The organism is Billgrantia kenyensis (genome assembly GCF_013697085.1).
GTDB lineage: Bacteria > Pseudomonadota > Gammaproteobacteria > Pseudomonadales > Halomonadaceae > Halomonas > Halomonas kenyensis.
Genome location: NZ_JACEFT010000036.1, coordinates 1 through 20,753 on the forward strand (window position 1 = coordinate 1; position 20,753 = coordinate 20,753).

Sequence of the window (20,753 nt, forward strand, 5' to 3'; positions counted from 1 at the left end):
ATTCCGAGGTGCTCAAGAAATCAGTCGCTGGACCGGACACCCTTCAATAGTGTTGCGCTTGGGACTTGAGACCGCCAAGCCAGAGAGATTTTATTGAGGATGCTGCTGAATCTACCCAACTGAATCTGAGGCTAAACAAGGTGGGTACGGTCTATAGGTTCAGACTTAGAGGGGCAAAGGATCATTTGAGGACCGTTCTAAGCCGCTGCTAGGCACTTGTCCCAAATTTCAGGAGCAAAGGAGCTGCCCTGAAAGATAGGCACCACCAAGCCACACTGGCCTTCACTTGCTGGACGTAACACCGCAGGGTGTCCTCCGAGACCGCCAACTCGCGGGCCTTCTCGCGCAGCTTGCGGGCCACCTTGACGCTGCTCAGCTGAGGAAAGGTGCGCAGCAGGTAGCCGATGTAGTCGCGGTTGGCATCGGTGCGCTTTCCACGTGTGGTTACTTTTTAGTTTATTAATTCTCCACCTGTCAAAATTAACAGGGGTCTGGTTATCGTATTCAATTGGGTATGCCTCAAGGGGTGCACTTGTCTATCTAGTTTTTTGTATTCATATGTTTAACTGTCCGAGCCAAAAAGCTACAATATATTTAAATGTAGCCAAATAGGTACAAGGAGGATTGATGCATATGCCCGCACAAATTTTTGTAAGAGGATATTTAAGGGCTTCTACAGATGAACAAGATGCGAATAGAGCAAAAGCGATGCTAGCGCAGTTTGCTGGCGAACATGGCGCTAGGGTCGCTGCTTGGTACACCGAAAATGCAAGCGGTGCGCAAGCCGACCGCTCTGAACTTCTCAGGTTGCTCGCAGATTCAGGTCCGGGAGATGTTTTGCTGATAGAGCAAGTGGATCGGCTGACTCGCTTGGCCCGTGCTGATTGGGAGTCGCTCAAAGCAGCTATTCAGAAGGCTGGCGTCCGCATTGTCGCCTTAGACCTGCCAACGAGCCATGCAGCCATGCGGGCCACAGGCGGTGAAGATTTTACTGCCCGAATGCTTGATGCTGTGAATGATATGCTACTGGATATGCTTGCGGCGGTCGCTAGGAAGGATTATGAGGATCGCAGGAGGCGCCAATCTGAAGGCATTCAGCAGGCCCGGGCTCGGGGGGGCTACAAGGGAAGACCGGCTGACGCTGCCTTGCACATTAAGATAAAAGAGCTTCGAGAAAAAGGCTTCAGCATTCGCAAGACTGCTGAGTTAGCTGGATGTGCAGCAAGCACAGTGCAGAGGGTGGAAAAAAGAAGTTGAAATGAAGAGTCGCTTATCATGATAAGGAGGCCGCATGGGCTGTGATTGACTTGGCCTAGGATAGTAAGAAGCCGCGAAAGTGACTTTAATGGTGAGCCTTGTGTTAACGGTGCCGTTCCGTTCAGTTTTAAATGCAGTCTCCAGGTAGAGCCTTCCTACGACTGGGTATTGCTGAGTCCAAGCCAAGTCGTACAGGCTCCTGTGCCGGGGTGATGAGAAATGAGAAGGAGGGGGAAGGGAAGGGGCATCCTAGGGCCTCTTTCTTTGTGTTGGCCTCCTCCTTTCGAAGGCGGCATACTAGGGGGCTTGAGATGCCAGGTGGGTAGGTTCTGCTGACGTGGACCCGGCATAAAGTTATCATGAACATCAGGTGGTGCCTGGCTTACAGCGTGTAAAGATAGCTAGCTTTACATCCCATCAGGATAGTGCTGAAGTGCACGCCATACGCATCTTTGCTTTACATTTTACGTTGCTTTTTTTGTTGTCTTGAGGTAAAATTTCATGAAGAACAAGTGCTTAAGATTAATGACTTCTGCTGCGCCCCATGTCTTATGCCGACTACCGTTCTGACATGCTTCGCCAGAAGCTGCCGGAGGCGATCGTGTGAAGTTGTTGGTACTGGATGCCGGTCACTGCCTGAACCTGGCCTTGGCCAGGCTGGTGCATCGGCGTAGTGATACCGAGCTAGTGATCGAGCCGGGCCTGAGCATCGATGCGGCCAGCCTGCGCGAGCTGGCACCGGCGGCGGTGATCATCCCGCCGCTTGCGGCGCCCATGGAGATCGAGCCTGCCGCCGTGGTGGCCCATGGAGAGGGGGTCGATGCCTGCCTGGCGGCATGCCGGGAAACCGGCACGCCGCTGGTATGGTGCGTGTCCGACCAGCTCTATCAGGATGGCTTCGAGACGCCTATCGACGAGCACGTGATCCCGGCGCCGAGGGACGAAAGCTTGCGGCGATTGATTGCCATCGGGGATCGTATTCGTGAAAGCCATCCGCACCACTTGATCGTGCGTCTGGGCCCGCTGTTTGCCCTGGAGGGCGGGCATGCATGGCTCAATGGGTTGATCGACAGCCTGGTGACCGGCGAGGAGCTGCGTGCCGCCCAGGACGTGATCTTCTGTCCAACCTCGGCGGATGCCGTGGCCATGGCGCTGGTGGGCATGCTGCATCAGCTGGCATGTGGCTCGAATGCCTGGGGTGCCTATCATCTGGCGGGGACGGAGCCAGTCAGTGCCTTCACCTTTACCTCCATGGTGCGCACCCAGCTCTCGACGCGGCTGGAGGGACTGGGCGAGCAGGTGAGCCTTGGCGAAGTGAAGGCGCTCAAGCACCACCATGACCAGCCGCTGCGCCGCGTGCTCAACTGCCGACGTGTGCTGGAAGCCTTCGGCGTGCACCAGAAGCCGTGGCGGTTGGAAGCCGGGCGCCTCCTCGATGATTGGTGCCAGGCTCGCCTGGCTACTGCGAGCGATGAAGAGGACAGCAGCCCCCGATGAATCTGTTGCGCAGCTTGCTGTTCTATTTCGGCTATTTCCTGGCCATTTTCGTTAGTGGCGTGCTTTTCCTGCCAGTGGCGCCCTTCCTGGCGCTGCCGTCGCGCTACCGCCTGCTCAACCTTTACAACCACTTCATCACTGCCTGGTTCCGCTGGACCTGCGGGGTGACCTACCGGGTCCGTGGGCGAGAGAATCTGCCCGCTGGCGCGTGCGTGATCCTGGCCAACCACCAGTGCGAATGGGAAACGCTTTACCTGCAGGTCCTCAAGCCGCCGGTATGCACGGTACTCAAGCAGGAGCTGCTGCGAATTCCCATCTTCGGTTGGGGGTTGAGGCTGCTGCACCCTATCGGCCTGGACCGCTCGAAGCCGGCCCGAGCCATGCGGCAGGTTCTTGGCCAGGGCGTGGCACGGCTGCAGGAGGGGCTATCGGTGCTGATTTTCCCCGAGGGCACGCGGGTCGACCCCGGCCACCGTCGCCGCTACAACAAGAGCGGGGCCGTGATCGCCTGCCGTGCCGGAGTGCCCGTGCTCCCGGTGGCGCATAACGCCGGCGAACGCTGGCCGGGCCGCCATTGGATCAAGAATCCGGGTGTACTCAACGTGGTGGTGGGGCAGCCCATCGATACCGTGGGTCGGACGCCAGAAGAGGTGCTCGCCGAGGTCGAGGCGTGGATCGAGTCGCAGCTGGCCGAAATTTCCGAGGTGCCGCGCCCGGTCGAGGCGAAGCCGGCAGTCAACGCCAGCTCGGGCTAGCGTCGCCTGCAACAGGCCATTTCGTGCCAGCCTGAACGCAGAAGGCGCCCCTCGTGGGGGCGCCTTGTTGCACTCTGTCAGGCTTGCCTGACTTAATCGCGGTAGCGCTGCAGTACCAGACAGGCGTTGGTACCGCCGAAGCCGAAGCTGTTGGAGAGCACGCGGTCGACGCTGGCTCCGTCACGCAGTTGGGTGACGATGTCGAACCCCGCCGCCTGGTCGTCGAGCTCCTCGACGTTAGCTGAGGCGGCTATGAAGCCATGCTCCATCATCAGCAGGGAGTAGATGGTCTCCTGCACGCCGGTGGCGCCCAAGGAGTGCCCCGTCAGCGACTTTGTGGAGCTCATCGCCGGTGTGCTGTCGCCAAACACTTCGCGAATGGCCTTGAGCTCGGCGACGTCACCCACCGGCGTGGAGGTGCCGTGGGTGTTGATATAGTCGATTGGACCATCGACGGTAGCCATGGCTTGGTGCATGCAGCGCACGGCACCTTCACCGGAGGGTGCGACCATGTCGTAGCCGTCGGAAGTGGCGCCGTAGCCGACCAGCTCGGCGTAGATCCTGGCGCCGCGGGCCTTGGCGTGCTCAAGCTCTTCGAGCACCAGCATGCCGCCGCCGCCAGCGATGACGAAGCCGTCCCGTGCCTTGTCATAGGGACGTGAGGCCTTCTCGGGCGAGTCGTTGTACTGGGTGCTCAAGGCGCCCATGGCGTCGAACAGGCAGGACAGGGTCCAGTGTTCCTCCTCGCCGCCACCGGCAAAGACGATGTCCTGCTTGCCCAACTGGATCTGCTCCATGGCATTGCCGATACAGTGAGCCGAGGTGGCACAGGCCGAGGAGATCGAGTAGTTCACGCCCTTGATCTTGAACGGTGTGGCCAGGCAAGCCGAAACGGTGCTGCCCATGGTCCGGGTGACCCGGTAGGGACCCACCCGGCGGAGCCCCTTCTCGCGCAAGACGTCGGCGGCCTCGACCTGGTTGGCGCTGGAGGCGCCGCCCGAGCCGGCGATCAGGCCGGTGCGTTCGCTGGAGACCTGCTCGGGCGTGAGGCCCGAATCCTCGATGGCCTGGGCCATGCTCACGTAGGCATAGGCCGCAGCATCACCCATGAAGCGGCGCAGCTTGCGATCGATCAAGGCCTCGAGGTCGATATCGACGACCCCGGCGACCTGGCTGCGAAAGCCGCGCTCGGCGTACTCTTCCTTGAAGCGAATACCCGAGCGCCCACTCCTGAGCGCCTCCACGACCGTCTGCGCGTCGTTGCCCAGGCAGGAAACGATACCCAGACCGGTGACCACCACTCGTCGCATGGAAGCCTCCTGTTTAGAAATTCGCGGTAGAGGTGAACAGGCCGACCCGAAGGTCATTTGCCTGGTAGATTTCACGGCCATCGACCGTCACGGTGCCGTCGGCAATGCCCAGGATCAGGCGCCGGGTGATAATGCGCTTGACGTGAATATGGTAGGTGACCTTTTCGGCATCGGGCAGGATCTGCCCGGTGAACTTCACCTCGCCGCAGCCCAGGGCACGGCCACGACCGGGATGGCCAAGCCAGCCCAGGTAGAAGCCCACCAGCTGCCACATGGCATCGAGCCCCAGGCAGCCGGGCATGACCGGATCGCCGGGAAAGTGGCAATCGAAGAACCACAGGTCGGGATGGATATCCAGCTCGGCGATCAGCTCGCCCTTGTTGAACTGGCCACCTTGTTCATGGATGCGCGTGATCCTGTCGAGCATCAACATGTTGGGCGCCGGCAGTTGAGCATTGCCGGGGCCGAAGAGTTCGCCGCGGCTACACGCCAGCAGTTCTTCGCGTCCGAAAGAGTGTTGCTTGGTCACTGAGTCGTTCCGAGTCGCAGTTGTTGTGAGCCCTTCCGCTTGCGGTGCAGAGGCGGCGTGGCGCAGAGGGCCGACCCGCCCGGGCGGCCCTGCCTAGTCTACTGGCCGAGGCCACCGATTGCACGCCAGGCATGACGTGACCTGCGCGAGCGATTAAAGTGTCAGCGTCAGGTGTCGATAAACAAGGAGGGGTCGATGCACGGCATGGACGCACCCTGTTACCCCATATTCGTTTCTCGAGACCTTTCATGCGGCCATCATCTGCACTCAATCGCCCCTTGACCTGGGCTGCCCTGGCGGCGCTAGCAGCCTGTATCTGGCTGCCCGGCCCCGGCCTGCGACTGGTGGCAGTCGGTATCGTGGCGGTAGGGCTGTGGGATGCCTGGCGCCAGGTCCAGCGCGACCGCCAGCACGCCGACCTGATGCAGCAGGCGTTGATGCTCTCCGAGGAGGGGGTGCAGATTACCGACGCCGAGAATCGTATCCTCGCCGTCAACCCCGCCTTTACTCGCATCACCGGTTATGACGAGGATGAAGTGCGCGGCATGAACGCCGCCAACCTGGCTGCCGCACGCCACGATTCCGCTTTCTTCCAGCGCTTTTGGCAGACCCTCAGGACCAAGGGGCGCTGGGAGGGCGAGATCTGGAACCGACGCAAGCAGGGCGACGAATTCCCTGAGTGGCTGCGGGTCAAGGCGGTGACTGACAGCCGCGGCCGTATCAGCCATTACGTCGGTACCTTCACCGACATCTCGGTGCACAAGGCCCGTGAGCAGGACCTGCGACGCATCGGCTTCGAGGATCCGCTGACCGGCCTGCCCAACCGCCGCCGCCTGCATGACCTGATGACCTCTCGCCTGCGTCACCTGCGAGCCGGCGAGAGCCTCGACATGGCGATCATCGATATCGACGGCTTCAAGTCGGTCAACGACAGCCTCGGCGTGGAGCAGGGTGACCGCTTGCTGGCCCGCTTCGGCCAGCGCCTGGCTCATCATGTCGCTGGCGGTGTCGTTGGCCGCCTCGGCGGCGACGAGTTCCTGGTGATACGTACCACCACGTTCGACGATCATGACAAGTGGGTCGCCGGGCTGCGACAGCATCTGGGCGAGCCCTTCGAGCTGGGCAGCAAGACCCTGCGCTTGGGACTCTCGATCGGTAGCTGTCGCGCTCCCGAGGATGGCAAGGGCTCCAGCGTGCTGTTCCAGCGCCTGGAATCGGCCCTTTATTCAGCCAAGCGCCATGGGCGCAACGTCAGCCAGCGCTTTCGTCCTGCCCTGGACGTGCAGGACTCGCCACAGATGGCGCTGGTCTACAGCCTGCGCGACGCTCTGGCCAACGGCGAGCAGCTGGAGCTGCACTACCAGACCCAGCACCGCATCATGGATGGCGCCGTGGTGGGAATGGAGGCGCTGCTGCGCTGGCGCCATCCGGAGTACGGCATGGTGTCGCCGGCTGACTTCATTCCGCTGGCCGAACGCCATGGCCTGATGGGGCCGCTGGGCAACTGGGTCATCGACGAGTCGCTGGCGCAGATGGCGCGCTGGCGCGAGATGGGGCTGCCGCAGCTGCCCGTGTGGATCAACATCTCGGCGATCCAGATGTTCCAGGGCGAGCTGGAAACCGCGCTTTCGGCTGGCCTGGCTCGTCACGGCATCGAGCCTAGCCAACTGGGCCTGGAGCTGACCGAGTCGGTGCTGCTCGATGAGCGAGCCGGCGACATCGTGCCGCGACTGGAAGCGCTGCGCCTCAAGGGCCATCGCATTGCCATCGACGACTTCGGCATGGGCTACTCGTCGCTCAGCTACTTGAAGAACCTGCCGCTGGACAAGCTTAAGCTCGATCGCGCCTTCATCCGCTCGTTGCCCGACGATCCCGCCGACGCTGCCATCGTCAGCGCTGTGCTGGCGATGGCGCGAGGCCTGAGCCTGGACGTCGTAGCCGAAGGCGTGGAAACCCAGGGCCAGCTCGAGTTCCTGCAGCAGGCCGGCTGTCGCCTGGTCCAGGGCTTCCTTTACGCCCGTCCGGGCCCCGCGGAAGCGATCGAGGCACAGTGGCAGGCGTCGGTGTCATCCTCATCGGGGCTGGTCCTGCGAGCCGAGCCCTCGTTGTAGCCGGTCAAGCCAGCGTGTCGATCACTTCTGCCGGCCTTGCGCCCGGCTTGGCCAGCAGCAGCTGGCTAGTACCGATCAAGCGCTCCATGAAGCCGGCTTCGCAGTAGCACAGGTAGTATCGCCACAGCCTGATGAAGCGCTCGTCGTAGCCCAGCCGATGCACCATATCCAGGCGCGACTCGAAGCGGTGTCGCCATTCGCGCAGGGTGCGTGCGTAGTGCGGCCCGATCTCCTCGAGGCCGATGACGTTCATTGAAGTCCGCTTGGCCAGGTTCTGCATGATGGCGTGATGCGACGGCAGGAAACCGCCCGGGAAGACATGGCGCTTGATGAAGTCGACTTCTCGCTTGGCCATCTCGAAGCGCTGGTCGCGGATCGTGATGGCCTGCAGCATGGCCAGGCCGTCATCCTTGAGCAGTCGGTCCAGCGTAGCCAGGTAGGTTGCGAGATACTGATGCCCCACGGCCTCGATCATCTCCACCGAGACCAGGCGGTCGTAGCGCCCTTCGAGTTCTCGATAGTCGCGTTTCAGTACGGTGACTTGTGACTCCAGCCCCTCTTCCAGCACGCGGCGTCGCGTATACTCGTACTGTTCGCTGGAAATGGTCGTGGTGGTGACACGGCAGCCGCGGGTACGTGCGGCATGGATGGCCAGGCCGCCCCAGCCGGTGCCGATCTCCAGCAGGTGGTGGTGTGGCTGCACGTCGAGGCGTGCCAGGATCCGGTCCAGCTTGTAGGTCGATGCCTCTTCCAGGCTGGCTTCTGGATGGGGGTAGACGGCGCTGGAGTACATCCAGTGGCGCTGATCGAGGAAGGTGGCAAAGAGATCGTTGCCGATATCGTAGTGGGCCTCGATGTTGCGCCGGGCGCGGTTCAGCGTATTGCGCAGCAGCCGCTGCCCCAGGCTGCCGAGCCAGATGCCTGCCCTTGCGAGCTTGGAGCCCACATCGTTGTCGAGCTGCTCCATGTTGACGGCACACAGGCGAATCAGGCCGGTCAGGTCGTCGACGTCCCAGTCGCCGTCGATATAGGATTCGGCCGCGCCGAGGCTGCCGCCCAGGGCCAGTCGACGCCATGCCTGTGGGCGACGTACTACCAGAGTCACCTGCAGCGGGCCGCCCTGGCCAAGCCTGTGGCACTGGTTGCCCTCGATGAGGGTGATGCGGCCGCCCTCGAGGCTGCCGAGCTGCGCCAGCATGCGGGGCTTCAGCAGGCGAGTCACGATTGACTCATTGCCCAGAGGTGGGCTATGCGGATGTGTGCGCAGCATGTTCACGGTGAGGTCTCCTTGCGGTGGGGATGGTCGTGTAGCGGAACACCCTTGAGCCACAGCCTGAGTGCCTCGAAGTGAATGGCTGCCAGGGTCTTGAGGTTCATCCATGGTCGGCGGGCCAGTGTAGCCAGCAGGGCCGTACGCGTTGCTGGCCGGCAGGCCAGCGAGAGAGTGGCGTCGAAATGACGCTGCTCCCGGCGCCACGTTTCCATGTGCAGTGACAGGGTTTCGCCCGGGGTGTCGAACTGCCAGCGATAGGTCATGTCCAGCGGCATGAACGGTGATACGTGCATGGCCTTGGCGAATTCGGCGCGATGGGCGTGGCGCCCCGGCGCGGTGGTGCAGGCATAGCGAGTGCGCTCGCGCCAGGGAGTGTTGGTGACTTCGCCCAGCACGGCGCCCAGTGCGCCGCCCTCCTCCTCGCGGTGGTAAAGGTAATAGAGCGAGATGGGGTTGAAGCCCGAGCCCAGGGTGCGCAGCTGAGTCAGCAGGCAGACGCGGCCCTGTGGCGCCCGCCCCAGTTGGCGCGCTACCTCGTTTCGGGCCGCCTCGGCCAGTGGCAGCTCCAGCGGCGACAGATAATCCTCACGCCGAAAACGAGCCAGTGCCGGCCCCCGGGCGCTGAAGCCAGGGACGCCATCGAACAGCCCGGGCAGCTCCTCCAGGTCGAGCCACATCATCCATACCCGATATTCGAATTCATGCACATGTGGCAGGAAGCGGCGGTGGCGCAGTGTGCCGTGACAGATGCGGGAGCGCGGCGAGGGGGTCATGACGGTATCGGCTCCAGTACTGCGGCACCCACCTGCTGCGTGCCGCTCTCGTCGCAGCCCAGCGCATGGGCGACGCGCAGGGCGCTCCAGACGCCATCCTCGTGAAAGCCGTTGCGCCAGTAGGCGCCGCAGAAATGCGTGCGGCGCGTGACGCTGGAGATCTCGGCGTGGCGGGCCTGGGCCTGCTGACCGTCCATCTCGAACTGGGGGTGGGCATAGCGAAAGCGCCCCAGCACCCGGCGCGGGTCGATTGCCGCGCTGTCATTGAGCGTGACGCAGAAGGTCTGCGGGGACTCGAGCCGCTGGAGGAGGTTCATGTTGTATGTCACCGAGGCTCGGGCGCTGTCGCCGCGCCCGTCGAGGCGATAGTTCCAGCTTGCCCAGGCGCGCCTCCGGCGCGGCAGCAGGCGCGTGTCGGTGTGCAGCACCACGTCGTTGTCACGGTAAGGCAGCGCGCCGAGAATCGCGGTTTCGGCAGGTGTCGCATCCTGCAGCAGCTGCAGTGCCTGGTCGGCGTGGCAGGCCAGCACCACCTGGTCGAAGTGCTCTCTACCCCGAGCGGTGGTCAGCATGACCCCGCCAGTGGTCCGCCGAATGCCTCGCACCGGCGTTGCCAGCCGAATGTTCTCTGCATAGGGGGCCGTCAGTGCCGGGATATAGGCGCGAGAGCCGCCAACCAGGGTGTACCACTGGGGCCGGTGGCGTATCGAAAGCAGGCCATGGTGATGAAAGAAGCGCACGAAGAACTGGGCCGGCATCTGGCGCATGCCGCCGAGACTGGCCGACCAGATGGCCGCCCCCATCGGCAACAGGTAGCGATGCTGGAAGTCGTCGCCATAGCCATGTGCATCGAGGTAGTCGCCCAGCGTCAGCGTGGCGGGCAGGCGGGCCAGTCGATGGTCCCGGGTGGCACGATGATTGAAACGCAGGATGTCGCCAAGCAGGCGATGAAACCTCGGCTTGAACAGGTTGCTGCGCTGGGCGAACAGCGAGCCCAGGGTGTGGCCGTTATATTCGAAATCCCGCTGCGTCTCGTGGACGGAGAAGCTCATCTGCGTGGGTTGCACGGCCACGCCGAGCTGGGCCAGCAGACGCTGGAAGTGGGGGTAGGTCCAGTCATTGAAGACGATAAAGCCGGTATCGATGGCGTAGTGTCGGCCCTCGAGTTCCACATCCATGGTTGCGGTATGCCCACCCAGGCGACTTTCCGCCTCGAACAGGGTTATCTGATGACGGGCACTGAGATACCAGGCAGCGGCCATGCCGCTGATGCCGCTACCCACCACGGCGATGCGTTGAGCGGGAGGAACCGGTGCGTAAGCTGACTGCAGCGCGACGTTCATGGATCAGTTCTCCGTGGCAGGCTGGCGTACCAGTCGTTTGCCGAGTTGGAAGCGCAGTGACGGCGGAAGCAGGCCGAGCAGGCGTAGCCCAATGGTGAAGCGTCGCGGGAAGTGGATGTCCAGGCGGCGTCTCTCCAGGCCGCCAATGATGGCCTTGGCCGCCGCCTCGGCCGAAATTCGTGCCGGCATGGGAAAGTCGTTGCGCTTGGTCAGCGGGGTGTCGACGAAGCCGGGGTGAATCAGGCTCACGCTGATCCCCTGCGGCGCCAGGTCGAGGCGCAGCGATTCGAGAAAATGACTCAGCGCTGCCTTCGAGGCGCCGTAGGCTTCGGCACGCGGCAAGGCAAGGTAGGCCGCCGCGCTCGAGGTTGCCGCCAACTGCGGGTGCTTGCCCTGTTCACGAGCCCGCCGCAGCAGCGGCAGTGCCGCCTCGATGCAATGCAGAGAGCCGAAAAAGTTGACGGCAAAGACACGCTCGACCAAGGCGGTGTCCAATTGGCCATGCTCCAGGTATTCGCAGGTCCCGGCATTGAGAATGGCTAGGTCGAGATGTCCCAGCAGGTCGGCGAGATTCTGCCCGGCAGCGATCACCGAGGCTCGGTCCGTGATGTCCAGCGGCACAGCTATGGCGTTGGCACGACCTCGACACAGCGCCCGCAGCGCTGGCTCGCTGCGTGCACTCAGCGCTACCAGGTGCCCCTGATCAAGCAGGCGCAGGGCCAGCGCACGGCCGATGCCCGAGGTTGCACCGGTCAGCCAGATACGCTTCGCTGCTCTGCTCACCACCATGGTGTCTCCCGCTGCTGTCTATGTGGCTGCTCGACCCTGCCGCCTCAGACCCGGTGCTTGATCCAGCGCACCAGCGGGCCGAGAAGCGGCAGCTGCTCGTAGAGCATGGCGCCGGCGTCGAAATAATCTCGATGGACGCACACCCGCTCGGGCGTTCTGTCCGAGAAGCGCAGCTGTGAGCAGCCTTCTACTTTCAGGGGTTTGCCGCCGGCCAGCCTCGGGTGAGTCAGGTGCATCGTCCAGGTCACATAGGCTTTCTGCCCCTGGATCGCCCGCTCGTGAAAGCTGAATCGGCATTCTGTCACGTTCTCGTACAGCCCCAGGAAGTGCGCTTCTAGCGCCTCTAATCCTGCTATATGGTGAAACGGGTCGATAAAGATGACGTCGTGAGTATATAACTCGTACAATAAATTTGTACAGCTTTTGTCTAGTTTATTGAAGGCGGCGCAGAACGCCTCCAGGGTGTCGTCCCGGTGCATCTCGATGGCTCCTGGATCAGTGGTGCTGGATCAGTGGATTAGGATCAGTGGGTTGGGTTCAGTGGCTCGGGGGCAGGGCCTTGAAGGCGGCCAGCGCTCGGGCCCGGGCTGCCTTGTGATCGACGATGGGCAAGGGGTAGCCCGTGCTGGCTCGCTGGGTGTCGCTGGGAGCGTGGCGGTCCCGCGGCGCCAGCCCGGCCAGTTCGGGCAGGTACTCGGCAAGGAAGCGACCTTCCGGATCGAAGCGGCGCGACTGGGTGGTGGGGTTGAAGATGCGAAAGTAGGGCGCTGCATCGGTGCCGGTCGAGGCGGCCCACTGCCAGCCACCGTTGTTGGCACAGAACTCGCCGTCCACCAGGTGGCGCATGAAGAACGCCTCTCCGCGTCGCCAGTCGATGAGCAGATGCTTGCTCAGGAACATGGCGGCAACCATGCGCAGGCGGTTGTGCATCCAGCCGCGGCGAACCAGTTGGCGCATGGCGGCGTCGACGATGGGATAGCCGGTTCGTCCCTCGCACCAGGCGGCAAAGTCGTCCTCGCTATCTCGCCAGGCCAGTGCCTCGGTGTGCCGCTGGAAGGCGCGGTGGCGGCACACCCGCGGAAATCCGGCCGCCACATGCTGATAGAACTCGCGCCATATCAGCTCACTGACCCAGCTGACGATGCCGGCATCGCCCTCGGCCAGGCTGCCGTCGTTCTCGCCGAGTGCCGCCTGCAGGCACTGGCGATGCGAGATCATGCCCAGAGCCAGATAGGGCGACAGCTCGCTGGTGCCGGCGACAGCCGGAAAGTCGCGTTGATCGGCGTAGTGCCGTACGCGAAAGCGCAGGAAGCGCTCCAGGCGATCGGCGGCCGCGGTCTCTCCCGCAGGCCATTGCCTGGCACCGGCCTGCGCCTGGGCAGGCTTGGGCAGGGGCGGAATGGGGTCGGCGGAAAGGGGCAGCGGCGCCTGTGGTTCAGGCGTGTCGCGCAGGGCGAGCTGCGCTGCCGAAAGCCGGCGATGCCAGGCTCGGGCAAAGGGGGTGAACACGGCATAGAAATCGCCCTTGCCGGTCAACAGCTCCCCGGGGGCGTAGGCCACGCTGTCGTGATGGCCGCTTGCCTGCAGCCCGGCCTGGCGGAAGGCATCGACCACGGCATGGTCGCGTCGCTGCTCGTCGAGCGCGTATTCCCGGTTGAAGTGCAGGGCGCTGGCGCCGATCTCCCGGGCGATGGTCAGCAGTTGGGCGGGAGCCTCGTCGAAATCGTCGATATCGCGATGCAGCAGGGGGATGCCGATGCCGGCCAGGGCCTCGCTCAGGGCCACGACGCCGCGGTGCCAGAAGTCGAGCTTGTTGGCCCCGTGACCATGGCGCTGCCAGTGGGGCAGGCTGCGCAGGAACACGGCCACCACGGTCCCTCGGCGGGCGGCGGCAGCCAGTGCCGTATTGTCGGCAATGCGCAGGTCGCTACGAAACCATACCAGCGAACGGGCCATGACTCGGTGCCTCGAGTGTCGTTCAGTCGTCGCGAATCAACGAGCGCAGGCGCGCCATGGCCAGCGGCAAGTCGTCGCCCAGCAGTTCCACTAGGCTGTCGGCCAGGTCGTTGCTGCGAATACGAGCGACGGGGCCGCACAACCCGAGAGGTGCGTCGAGCTGCTCGGCCAGGCGCGGCAGCTGGCGCCGGACCAGGTCGGCGCGCTCGGCGCGGCCGCTGACCAGTAGCAGGGCGCTGGCTTGGAGTCGCTCAACGGCCAGCGGCAGCTCGCCGAAGGGCAGGGAGCTGTCGAGCAGCTGGATGCGGTAGCCGGCATCACTGGCGGCCAATGCCGCCAGCAGCAGCCACAGCGGACCTGGATCGTCGGGCAGCGGGGCGATCAGCAACAGGGGGCCTCGGGCACGCAGGTTGGCATGGTAGAGACGTATACCGATGCGAGTACGCAGGAAGGATTCCAGGCAGCGGCGCTGCAGGGCGGCGCCCAGCTGATCGGACCAACGCTCTTCGAGATCGCGGATTACCGGTTGCCACAGCTCCGCCAGGCAGGTGGTCACCGGGTAGAGCGCCAGGCTCTGGGTGAACAGGGTCTCCATCTGCTGCTGGTCCAGGGCTTCGATGGCAGCGACCAGTTGGCGTTGCTGGCTGGGCCAGTCGCCGGTTGCCGGCTCAGGCGTTGGTGCAGAGGCAGGCTGATCGAGCAGCTCCTTGACCTGGCTGACCGGCACGCCGCGGCTCAGCCATTGCAGGATACGCTCGACCCTCTCGATATCCTCGCGGGCGTAGAGGCGGTGTCCCTTGGGGGTGCGTTGGGGGCGGATCAGGCCGTAGCGCCGCTCCCAGGCGCGCAGCGTCACCGAGTTGACACCAGTGATGCGAGACACCTCGCGAATCGGATAGAGCGGTGTGTCGGCCGGGTGGCCACCCTTCTCGGTCATGCGTGCCTCTGCCTGGTTGTTGTCTGGGCCACTCCGTGGCGTGGGTTCGTCTGCCTGGCCATTGACCAGGCTGTCGCTGACAATATTGTACACTAATCGAGCGGTGTACAACTGATGGAGATCAGGGGCAAATCGTCAACGCTTCTCCAGTAGAAGCCCTTGCCAGGGCCAGCCCCAGGTGATGGCCGGATAACCAGGCGTCCTCCACCCTGGCGCCCCGCCAGCCGTCGCCGCATAGGCCGAGGCCCAGGGGGGAGAGTCGGTAATCCTGGTCCGTGGGCTTCGGCGAGGTAGCTGGCAATTCCGGGTGTGCAAAGCGCCAGCGGTGTGCGCCGAGCTGAGTCGGCCTGGGCAGCCTGACCCCGGCGGGCAGCATCTGCTGGAGGGCATCGAACAGCATGCAGGCCACCTGCGATGGCTTGCACTCCAGGTTCTGCTCGCTCCACTCGGGCAGTGCCAGCAGGGTCAGGGACTCACCCTGCGCCCAACGGCCAGGCTTCAGGTGATTGCGCGAGACAAAGCGCAAGGGACCCTCCTGTCCCTGGGCCGCTTGCCAGTCGGCTTCGACGCCTGGCACTCGGGGGAAGGGTGTGTCCAGGCAGGCCCAGGCCGCCCAGCAGGCGCGCTGCTCCACCGCCTGGCACTCCGCCGCAAGGGTGTCGTCGTGGGCGGCGAGCAGCGCCATGGCCTGGGGCGAAGGGCAGCTGATCGCGACCCGGTCGAACGGGCCGTGGGTCTCTCCCGACTCGGTTTCCAGCCACCAGGCGTGAGCACGCCGGCTCAGGCCGAGGATGCGGCATTCGCTGTGCAGGGCCAGGCCGTCGGCCAGGTGGCGGGTGATGGCACTCATGCGCGGCTGGCCGCAGTAGCGCTCGCCGCCGTCATGGCGATAGCGCCAGTGCTTGTTCTCTATGCGCCACAGTTTCCACGGCCAGGGCGCGGCCACACCCGCGGTGAGCCAGCTCATGACTTCACGACGAAAGGCTTCGTGGCGTACGCTGAAGAACTGAGCGCCCAGGTCCAGGGTGGCCTCGGCCAGTCGGCGGCTTGCCAGCCGCCCTCCCGGCCCGCGCGACTTTTCGAAAAGCGTGACCGGCAAGCCTGCGCCATGCAGCGCTCGAGCACACGCCAGGCCGGCAATGCCGGCGCCGATGATGGCAGTTGAAGGTCGCGGCGAAGGGCGCATCCTGCAGGCCTCACGCGGTCGAAGGGTTAGCAGCTACAATAGCAGAAGTGTACAAAACTTGTATAACGTGGCCTGGTTCAAGCTGACGAAAGGTGGCAGAGATGCGTGTACTGATCACGGGTGGTAGCGGTTTCGTCGGGCAGCGCCTCTGCCTGAGCCTCGAGCAGGCGGGGCATCGCCTTCAGGTGGTGTCCCGTAATCCGGAAGAGGCCAGGCGCAAGCTGCCCGCAGGGGCGGATGTGCGACGCTCGGTGCTCGACTTCGTCGATGCCGCCCCGGAAGCCATCGTCAACCTGGCCGGTGAACCTATCGCCGAGCGGCGCTGGAGCGATGAGCAGAAAAACCGCTTGATCGACTCCAGGGTCGGCATCACGCGCGACCTCGTGATGCTCTGTGAGCAGCTCAAGTCGGCCAATGGCCGGGCACCCAGAGTGATGGTTTCGGGCTCTGCGATGGGCTTCTACGGCGACCAGGGGGATCGTGAAGTCACCGAGGAGACGCCGCCCCACGACGAGTTCGCTCACCGGCTGTGCAAGCGCTGGGAGGATACCGCCCGCGAGGCCGCCGAATTCGGTACGCGAGTCGCACTGCTGCGCACCGGCCTGGTACTGGATGAGGGCGGCGGCAGCCTGGCGAAGATGCTGCCGCCGTTCAAGCTGGGGCTGGGAGGGCGCTTCGGCAGCGGCCGCCAGTTCATGCCCTGGATCCATCGCGAGGATCTGGTTCGAGGGATCGAGTTCCTGCTCGGGCGAGACGACCTGGAGGGCCCCTTCAACGGCAGCGCGCCGCACCCGGTCACCAACGCCGAATTCACCCGCAGCCTGGCAAGCCAACTGAGGCGGCCGGCAGTGTTTCCGGTGCCCGCTTTCGTGCTCAAGGCCGCCTTCGGCGAGATGGCGCGCCTACTGCTGACCGGTGCCGACATGCGTCCGGCGCGCTTGCTCGAGGCCGGGTTCGAGTTTCGCTTCCCGACCCTGGAGCAGGCGCTGGCCGATATCCTCTAGGGGGCTTGCCTAATCGCCGACGGTGACGATCACCCTTACCCCATCCAGGCGCAGGCGTGTGCCGTCGATGGCCGCGTCGAGCTCGCTGCGTTCGCGGCGCAGCGCTTCGAGCTCCTCCTCGCGCACCGCCGGGTTGAGCCTTGCCAGCGCCTGTAGCCGGGCGAGCTCTTCATCCAGCTCATGGCGCATGCGAACCTGGGCGGCCTCGACGATGCTCGGCAGCTCCCGGTCGGCCTCCCGCTCGCCGCGAGTCAGCAACTCCCGAAGCTGGTCGTGGCGGCTGCGGATCAGCTCCCGTGCCACCGCCTTCTTGACCTTCTGCAGGTTCTTGGCGAGCCCGGTGAAGGAGACCTTGTCGCTGAGTACGGCGCCGGATTCGTCGAGCAGTACGCGAACCGCCGTCGGTGGCAGGAAACGGTTGATATGGAGCCGCCTGGGCGCCGGGCAGTGAGTGCGAAACACCAGTTCGGCCATCAGTCGCCCGGCGGGGATGGCCGGATGCTTGAGCAGCGCCAGGGCGGTGTTGCCCATGGTTCCGTCGAGGATGCGGTCCATCATCTCGCGCAGCAGCGGATGCTCCCATGAGAGACGCTGGACGTCGTCGCGGGCCAGGGCGCGCTCTCGGGAGAGGGTGGCGGTGAAGCCCTCCTCGCCCTTGGCCAGGCCGGGCAGGCCGTCGAGCATCTGGGGGCCGGGCTGCAGGTGCAGCAGGCCGCCGCCGAGCTCCTGGCTGTCGACGCCAAAGATATCCAGCGCTTGATCGAGGTAGCGCGGCAGTGCCGGGTCATCGTCCAGCTCGCGGATCGCCGCGGCTACCGCCTCGGCCCGATCCGGGCGACAGGCATTGAGCTCCAGCAGGCGGTTGCGGCCGGCATCGCGCTGGGCCAGGCGGTTCTCGAACAAGGCACGGGTCTCGGCAATGACCTCTTCGAGCGCTTCATCGTCGAGCAGGGCCTCGGCCAGGGCATCACCGAAGGCGTCGAACAGTTCGTTGCCGACACCATGCGGTGCGTCGAAGGCGTCCATCCCTTCGCGGAACCAGCGCAGCAGCCGCTCGCCGGGGCTGGCCTCGAACAGCGGCACGTGGATCTCGATGGCGTGGCGTTGGCCGATCCGGTCGAGTCGGCCGATGCGCTGTTCCAGCTGGTCGGGATGCTGCGGCAGGTCGAACATCACCAGGTGGCGGCAGAACTGGAAGTTGCGTCCCTCGGAGCCGATTTCGGAGCACACCAGCACCTGGCTTCCCTCCTCATCGTCGGCGAAGGCTGCCGCTGCACGGTCGCGCTCCACCAGCGTCAGCCCCTCGTGGAACACCGGGGCATGGATCCCGCCCAGCACTCGCAGCGCCTCGGCCAGGCCCTGGGCGGTTTCTCGGTCATGGGCAATCACCAGGACCTTGTCCGCGGCGAAGCCCTGCTCGCCGTCGTCGGCGAGGCGCTCCAGAAGCCAGCTCACGCGCGGGTCAATCTGCCACCAGGGCTCGCAGTTGAGCGGATCGTCGGAGAGCGCGCGGTAGGTGGCATCGGGGTAGATCAACACATCCGGATGATCGAGTCCGGTCTCGATCAGCAGCTCGTCGAGATAGTCCTCGTCGCGCTCGAGCTTGCGCAGGAAGCGGCGGTAGGCCGAGGGCAGCGCAAGCGGAGCCAGGTGCAGACGGCGCTGGGGAAAGCCACCGACATGGCGGCGGCTGTTGCGAAACATCACCCGTCCCGTGCCGTGGCGGTCGAGCAGCTGGTCGCGCAGCTGGTCGCGGGCGCTGTCCTGCTGCTCCGGGCTGCTTTCGAGATTGGCCAGGGTGCCCAGCAGGGCGAGGCTGTCGGGTTCGTCGATCACCGCAGCGACCCGGGCGCGGTCGTTCTCGCCACCTGCCGGCAGGGCATCGAGGGCGTCGATGGCCTGGGCCACTTCCACGTAGTGCTGCTCTTCCTCACGGAAGGCATCGAGGCTGTGGTAGCGGTCGGGGTCGAGCAGGCGCAGGCGAGCGAAGTGGCTCTCGAGTCCCATCTGCTCGGGGGTAGCGGTCAGCAGCAGCATGCCGGGCACCGCTTTCGCCAGGCGCTCGACACAGGCGTAGCCGGGGCCGACATGATCGCTGCCCCAATCGAGGTGGTGAGCCTCGTCGACGATCAGCAGATCCCAGTCACTTGCCGCAGCCTGCTCCTGGCGGTGAGGGTTGGCGAACAGCCAATCCTGGCTTGCCAGGATCAACTGGGCGGATTCGAATGGGTTGGCTTCGGCCTGGGCCAGGCTTTGTTGCTCATCGAGCAGGGCGACATTCAGGGCGAAGCGACGCAGCAACTCCACCAGCCATTGATGCGTGAGGCTCGCCGGCACCAGGATCAGGGCGCGTTCGGCACGGCCGGTCAGCAGCATGCGGTGCAGGATCAGGCCGGCCTCGATGGTCTTGCCCAGCCCCACCTCGTCGGCCAGCAGCACCCGCGGTGCGTGGCGCCGTGCCACTTCGTCGGCGATGTAGAGCTGATGGGGAATCAGGTCGATGCGCGCCCCAGCCAGGCCCAGGGCCGGGTTCTGCTCGATACGGTGATGATGGTGCAGCGTGCGAAAGCGCAGGTCGAACCAGTCGTTGCGGTCGACCTGGCCGGTGAGCAGGCGATCGCGGGCCTGATCGAACTGCGTGGTATCGGCCAGGCGCGCCTCGGGCAGCTCGCGCAGCTCGCCCTGGTCATCCTCGCCGATATAGACGATCAAGCCGTCGATTTCCTTGGTGTCGTCGACGGTCAGGTTCCAGCCTTCGGCGGAGCGGATACGATCGCCACTGCTGAAGGCGACGCGGGTTAGCGGTGCCTGACGGTTGCTGTAGGTACGAGTTTCCTGGCTGGCGCCGAACAGCACGGTGACGCTTCGGTGGTCGCAACTCAGGATGGTGCCCAGGCCCAGGTCGGCCTCGCCGTCGCTGATCCAGCGCTGGCCGGGTGAAAAGTCGCTCATGATGCCTCGGTCGATGCTGAATACGGTGCGCATGCTGCCGACGGAACTGGCTCCACCGACAGCAGGGCGGGGGATTCTAACGCAAAGCCCGCGATGGCTTAAGGCTGGTGGAGCAAGGCGGGAAATGATAGGGGCAAGTTGTAATCGGTTGTTTCAGCGGCCCCGCAGCCAGCCGTCCAGCTGTGCCCTCGACAGTTCACCCACGTGGCGCTCCACCGCCAGGCCCTGGCGGTCGAACAGGACCGTGGTAGGCAGCCCCGGGGACTCCATGGTCCTGATCATCTCCTGGTTCGGGTCGAGCAGTGGATAGCGGAACTCCAGTTCCTGCTCGTCGAGATAGCGCACCACCTGGAGCAGCTCCTCGCCCTGGTTGACGACGACGACGCTGACGCCTTCGCGGGTGTCGGCCTCGGCCAGCAGCGGCATTTCCCGCAGGCACGGCGGGCACCAGGTGGCCCACAGATTGACCACCACCAGTTCGCCTCTCAGGGCCTGCAGGTTGACCGGCTCGCCGTCGAGATTTTCCAGGGTGATGTCGGGCAGCTCGCGCAGCGGCATGTCGCCGCCCAACGGGGCGAGGGTCACCAGCACCAGCCACAGGGCCGAGACGCCGATGGTGAGTCCCATGGCGCCGATCATCGACAGCAGCCGGTCACGCAGGGCCCAGGCAGTCCAGATCAGCGCAGCCAACAGCCCCCATAAACCGTGATAGCCAGGCTGCCAAAGCTTGAGCACATCCAGTGGTGCCGCGGCATAAGCATCCAGGTTCAGTGCTACATGGCCCAGTCGTGCGCCCACCAGCCAGGCCAGCAGCAGGCCGTTGAACCAGCGTGCCCGAGCCGTGGGTGAAAGGCCCAGCAATAGCCAGGCGGCGAGCAGCAACAGCAGGGCGCAGCCAATGGCGTAGAGACGCGGGATGGATATCAACACGGGGCCCAGGGCGAAGGCATCCATTGGCTCAGCTCCAGCAAAGGGGTCGGCGCAAACGCCAAGACCGGGTAGAATCATTCACTTGCATAACGTAACGCGTCAGGCAGAGCAAGCCTACTGGCCGCGGCCAGTACTGTCATCCGGTGGGAGC

The 20,753-nt window shown here is 64.5% G+C and carries 17 protein-coding genes and 1 pseudogene; 5 read left to right on the forward strand and 13 right to left on the reverse strand.

Annotation, left to right across the window (positions count from 1 at the left end; translation table 11 throughout):
• Positions 1 to 268 precede the first annotated feature (268 nt).
• A pseudogene (locus tag H1D44_RS21075) lies at positions 269 to 445 on the reverse strand (IS21-like element ISCARN89 family transposase); the annotation flags it as partial.
• Positions 446 to 627: 182 nt separating this feature from the next.
• On the opposite strand from H1D44_RS21075, the gene H1D44_RS18505 reads away from it, so the two are divergent.
• The 3 genes from H1D44_RS18505 to H1D44_RS18515 all read left to right on the forward strand — a co-directional run bounded on the left by H1D44_RS18505 (position 628) and on the right by H1D44_RS18515 (position 3,509).
• Positions 628 to 1,257, forward strand: coding sequence for a recombinase family protein (locus H1D44_RS18505; protein WP_238984577.1), 630 nt, complete (start codon positions 628 to 630; stop codon positions 1,255 to 1,257).
• Positions 1,258 to 1,860: 603 nt separating this feature from the next.
• Entirely contained in the window at positions 1,861 to 2,754 is an 894-nt protein-coding gene (locus H1D44_RS18510; RefSeq protein ID WP_181516757.1) for a sugar nucleotide-binding protein, read from the forward strand.
• The gene (locus H1D44_RS18515) at positions 2,751 to 3,509 is read left to right on the forward strand and encodes a lysophospholipid acyltransferase family protein (RefSeq protein WP_181516758.1); all 759 of its coding nucleotides are present in this window, start codon (positions 2,751 to 2,753) and stop codon (positions 3,507 to 3,509) included. The genes H1D44_RS18510 and H1D44_RS18515 overlap by 4 nt, the downstream gene beginning before the upstream one ends.
• Before the next feature lie 92 nt (positions 3,510 to 3,601).
• On the opposite strand, the gene fabB is transcribed toward H1D44_RS18515, so the two are convergent.
• Together fabB and fabA are read right to left on the reverse strand one after the other, a co-directional pair.
• Entirely contained in the window at positions 3,602 to 4,819 is a 1,218-nt protein-coding gene (gene fabB / locus H1D44_RS18520) for a beta-ketoacyl-ACP synthase I (RefSeq protein ID WP_181516759.1), read from the reverse strand.
• A gap of 13 nt (positions 4,820 to 4,832) precedes the next feature.
• Positions 4,833 to 5,348 carry a 3-hydroxyacyl-[acyl-carrier-protein] dehydratase FabA gene (gene fabA / locus H1D44_RS18525; protein WP_181516760.1) on the reverse strand — a complete coding sequence of 172 codons (516 nt, stop codon included), beginning with the start codon at positions 5,346 to 5,348 and terminating at the stop codon, positions 4,833 to 4,835.
• Positions 5,349 to 5,596: 248 nt separating this feature from the next.
• Between fabA and H1D44_RS18530 the strand changes: the two genes are divergently transcribed.
• Complete coding sequence (locus tag H1D44_RS18530; protein ID WP_181516761.1) at positions 5,597 to 7,459, forward strand: putative bifunctional diguanylate cyclase/phosphodiesterase; 1,863 nt, start codon at positions 5,597 to 5,599, stop codon at positions 7,457 to 7,459.
• 4 nt (positions 7,460 to 7,463) lie between these two features.
• Here H1D44_RS18530 and H1D44_RS18535 read toward each other — a convergent pair whose 3' ends face one another.
• From H1D44_RS18535 to H1D44_RS18570, 8 genes are all read right to left on the reverse strand, one after another.
• Complete coding sequence (locus tag H1D44_RS18535) at positions 7,464 to 8,735, reverse strand: class I SAM-dependent methyltransferase (RefSeq protein ID WP_422671904.1); 1,272 nt, start codon at positions 8,733 to 8,735, stop codon at positions 7,464 to 7,466.
• Positions 8,732 to 9,505, reverse strand: a complete 774-nt coding sequence (locus H1D44_RS18540) for a DUF1365 domain-containing protein (protein WP_181516762.1) — start codon at positions 9,503 to 9,505, stop codon at positions 8,732 to 8,734. Before H1D44_RS18540 ends, H1D44_RS18535 begins: the two co-directional genes overlap by 4 nt.
• Entirely contained in the window at positions 9,502 to 10,848 is a 1,347-nt protein-coding gene (locus H1D44_RS18545; protein WP_181516763.1) for an NAD(P)/FAD-dependent oxidoreductase, read from the reverse strand. The genes H1D44_RS18540 and H1D44_RS18545 overlap by 4 nt, the downstream gene beginning before the upstream one ends.
• 3 nt (positions 10,849 to 10,851) lie before the next feature.
• A complete protein-coding gene (locus H1D44_RS18550) occupies positions 10,852 to 11,637 on the reverse strand; it encodes an SDR family NAD(P)-dependent oxidoreductase (RefSeq protein WP_181516764.1) in 786 nt (261 codons plus the stop codon).
• A 44-nt stretch (positions 11,638 to 11,681) separates the two neighbouring features.
• On the reverse strand, positions 11,682 to 12,116 hold the full coding sequence (locus tag H1D44_RS18555; RefSeq protein ID WP_181516765.1) for a nuclear transport factor 2 family protein: 435 nt from the start codon (positions 12,114 to 12,116) through the stop codon (positions 11,682 to 11,684).
• Between the two features lie 58 nt (positions 12,117 to 12,174).
• Positions 12,175 to 13,593 (reverse strand): deoxyribodipyrimidine photo-lyase, encoded by a 1,419-nt coding sequence (phrB, locus tag H1D44_RS18560; RefSeq protein ID WP_181516766.1) that lies wholly within the window; start codon positions 13,591 to 13,593, stop codon positions 12,175 to 12,177.
• A gap of 22 nt (positions 13,594 to 13,615) precedes the next feature.
• Positions 13,616 to 14,530, reverse strand: coding sequence for a MerR family transcriptional regulator (locus tag H1D44_RS18565; protein ID WP_181516767.1), 915 nt, complete (start codon positions 14,528 to 14,530; stop codon positions 13,616 to 13,618).
• 121 nt (positions 14,531 to 14,651) lie between these two features.
• The gene (locus H1D44_RS18570) at positions 14,652 to 15,716 is read right to left on the reverse strand and encodes an NAD(P)/FAD-dependent oxidoreductase (RefSeq protein ID WP_181516768.1); all 1,065 of its coding nucleotides are present in this window, start codon (positions 15,714 to 15,716) and stop codon (positions 14,652 to 14,654) included.
• A 101-nt stretch (positions 15,717 to 15,817) separates the two neighbouring features.
• Here H1D44_RS18570 and H1D44_RS18575 point away from each other — a divergent pair, with 101 nt between their 5' ends.
• A complete protein-coding gene (locus H1D44_RS18575) occupies positions 15,818 to 16,720 on the forward strand; it encodes a TIGR01777 family oxidoreductase (protein ID WP_181516769.1) in 903 nt (300 codons plus the stop codon).
• 9 nt (positions 16,721 to 16,729) lie between these two features.
• Here H1D44_RS18575 and rapA read toward each other — a convergent pair whose 3' ends face one another.
• Positions 16,730 to 19,672, reverse strand: coding sequence for an RNA polymerase-associated protein RapA (rapA, locus tag H1D44_RS18580; RefSeq protein WP_181516770.1), 2,943 nt, complete (start codon positions 19,670 to 19,672; stop codon positions 16,730 to 16,732).
• A 153-nt stretch (positions 19,673 to 19,825) separates the two neighbouring features.
• A complete protein-coding gene (locus H1D44_RS18585; RefSeq protein ID WP_181516771.1) occupies positions 19,826 to 20,626 on the reverse strand; it encodes a TlpA family protein disulfide reductase in 801 nt (266 codons plus the stop codon).
• Between the last annotated feature and the right edge of the window lie 127 nt (positions 20,627 to 20,753).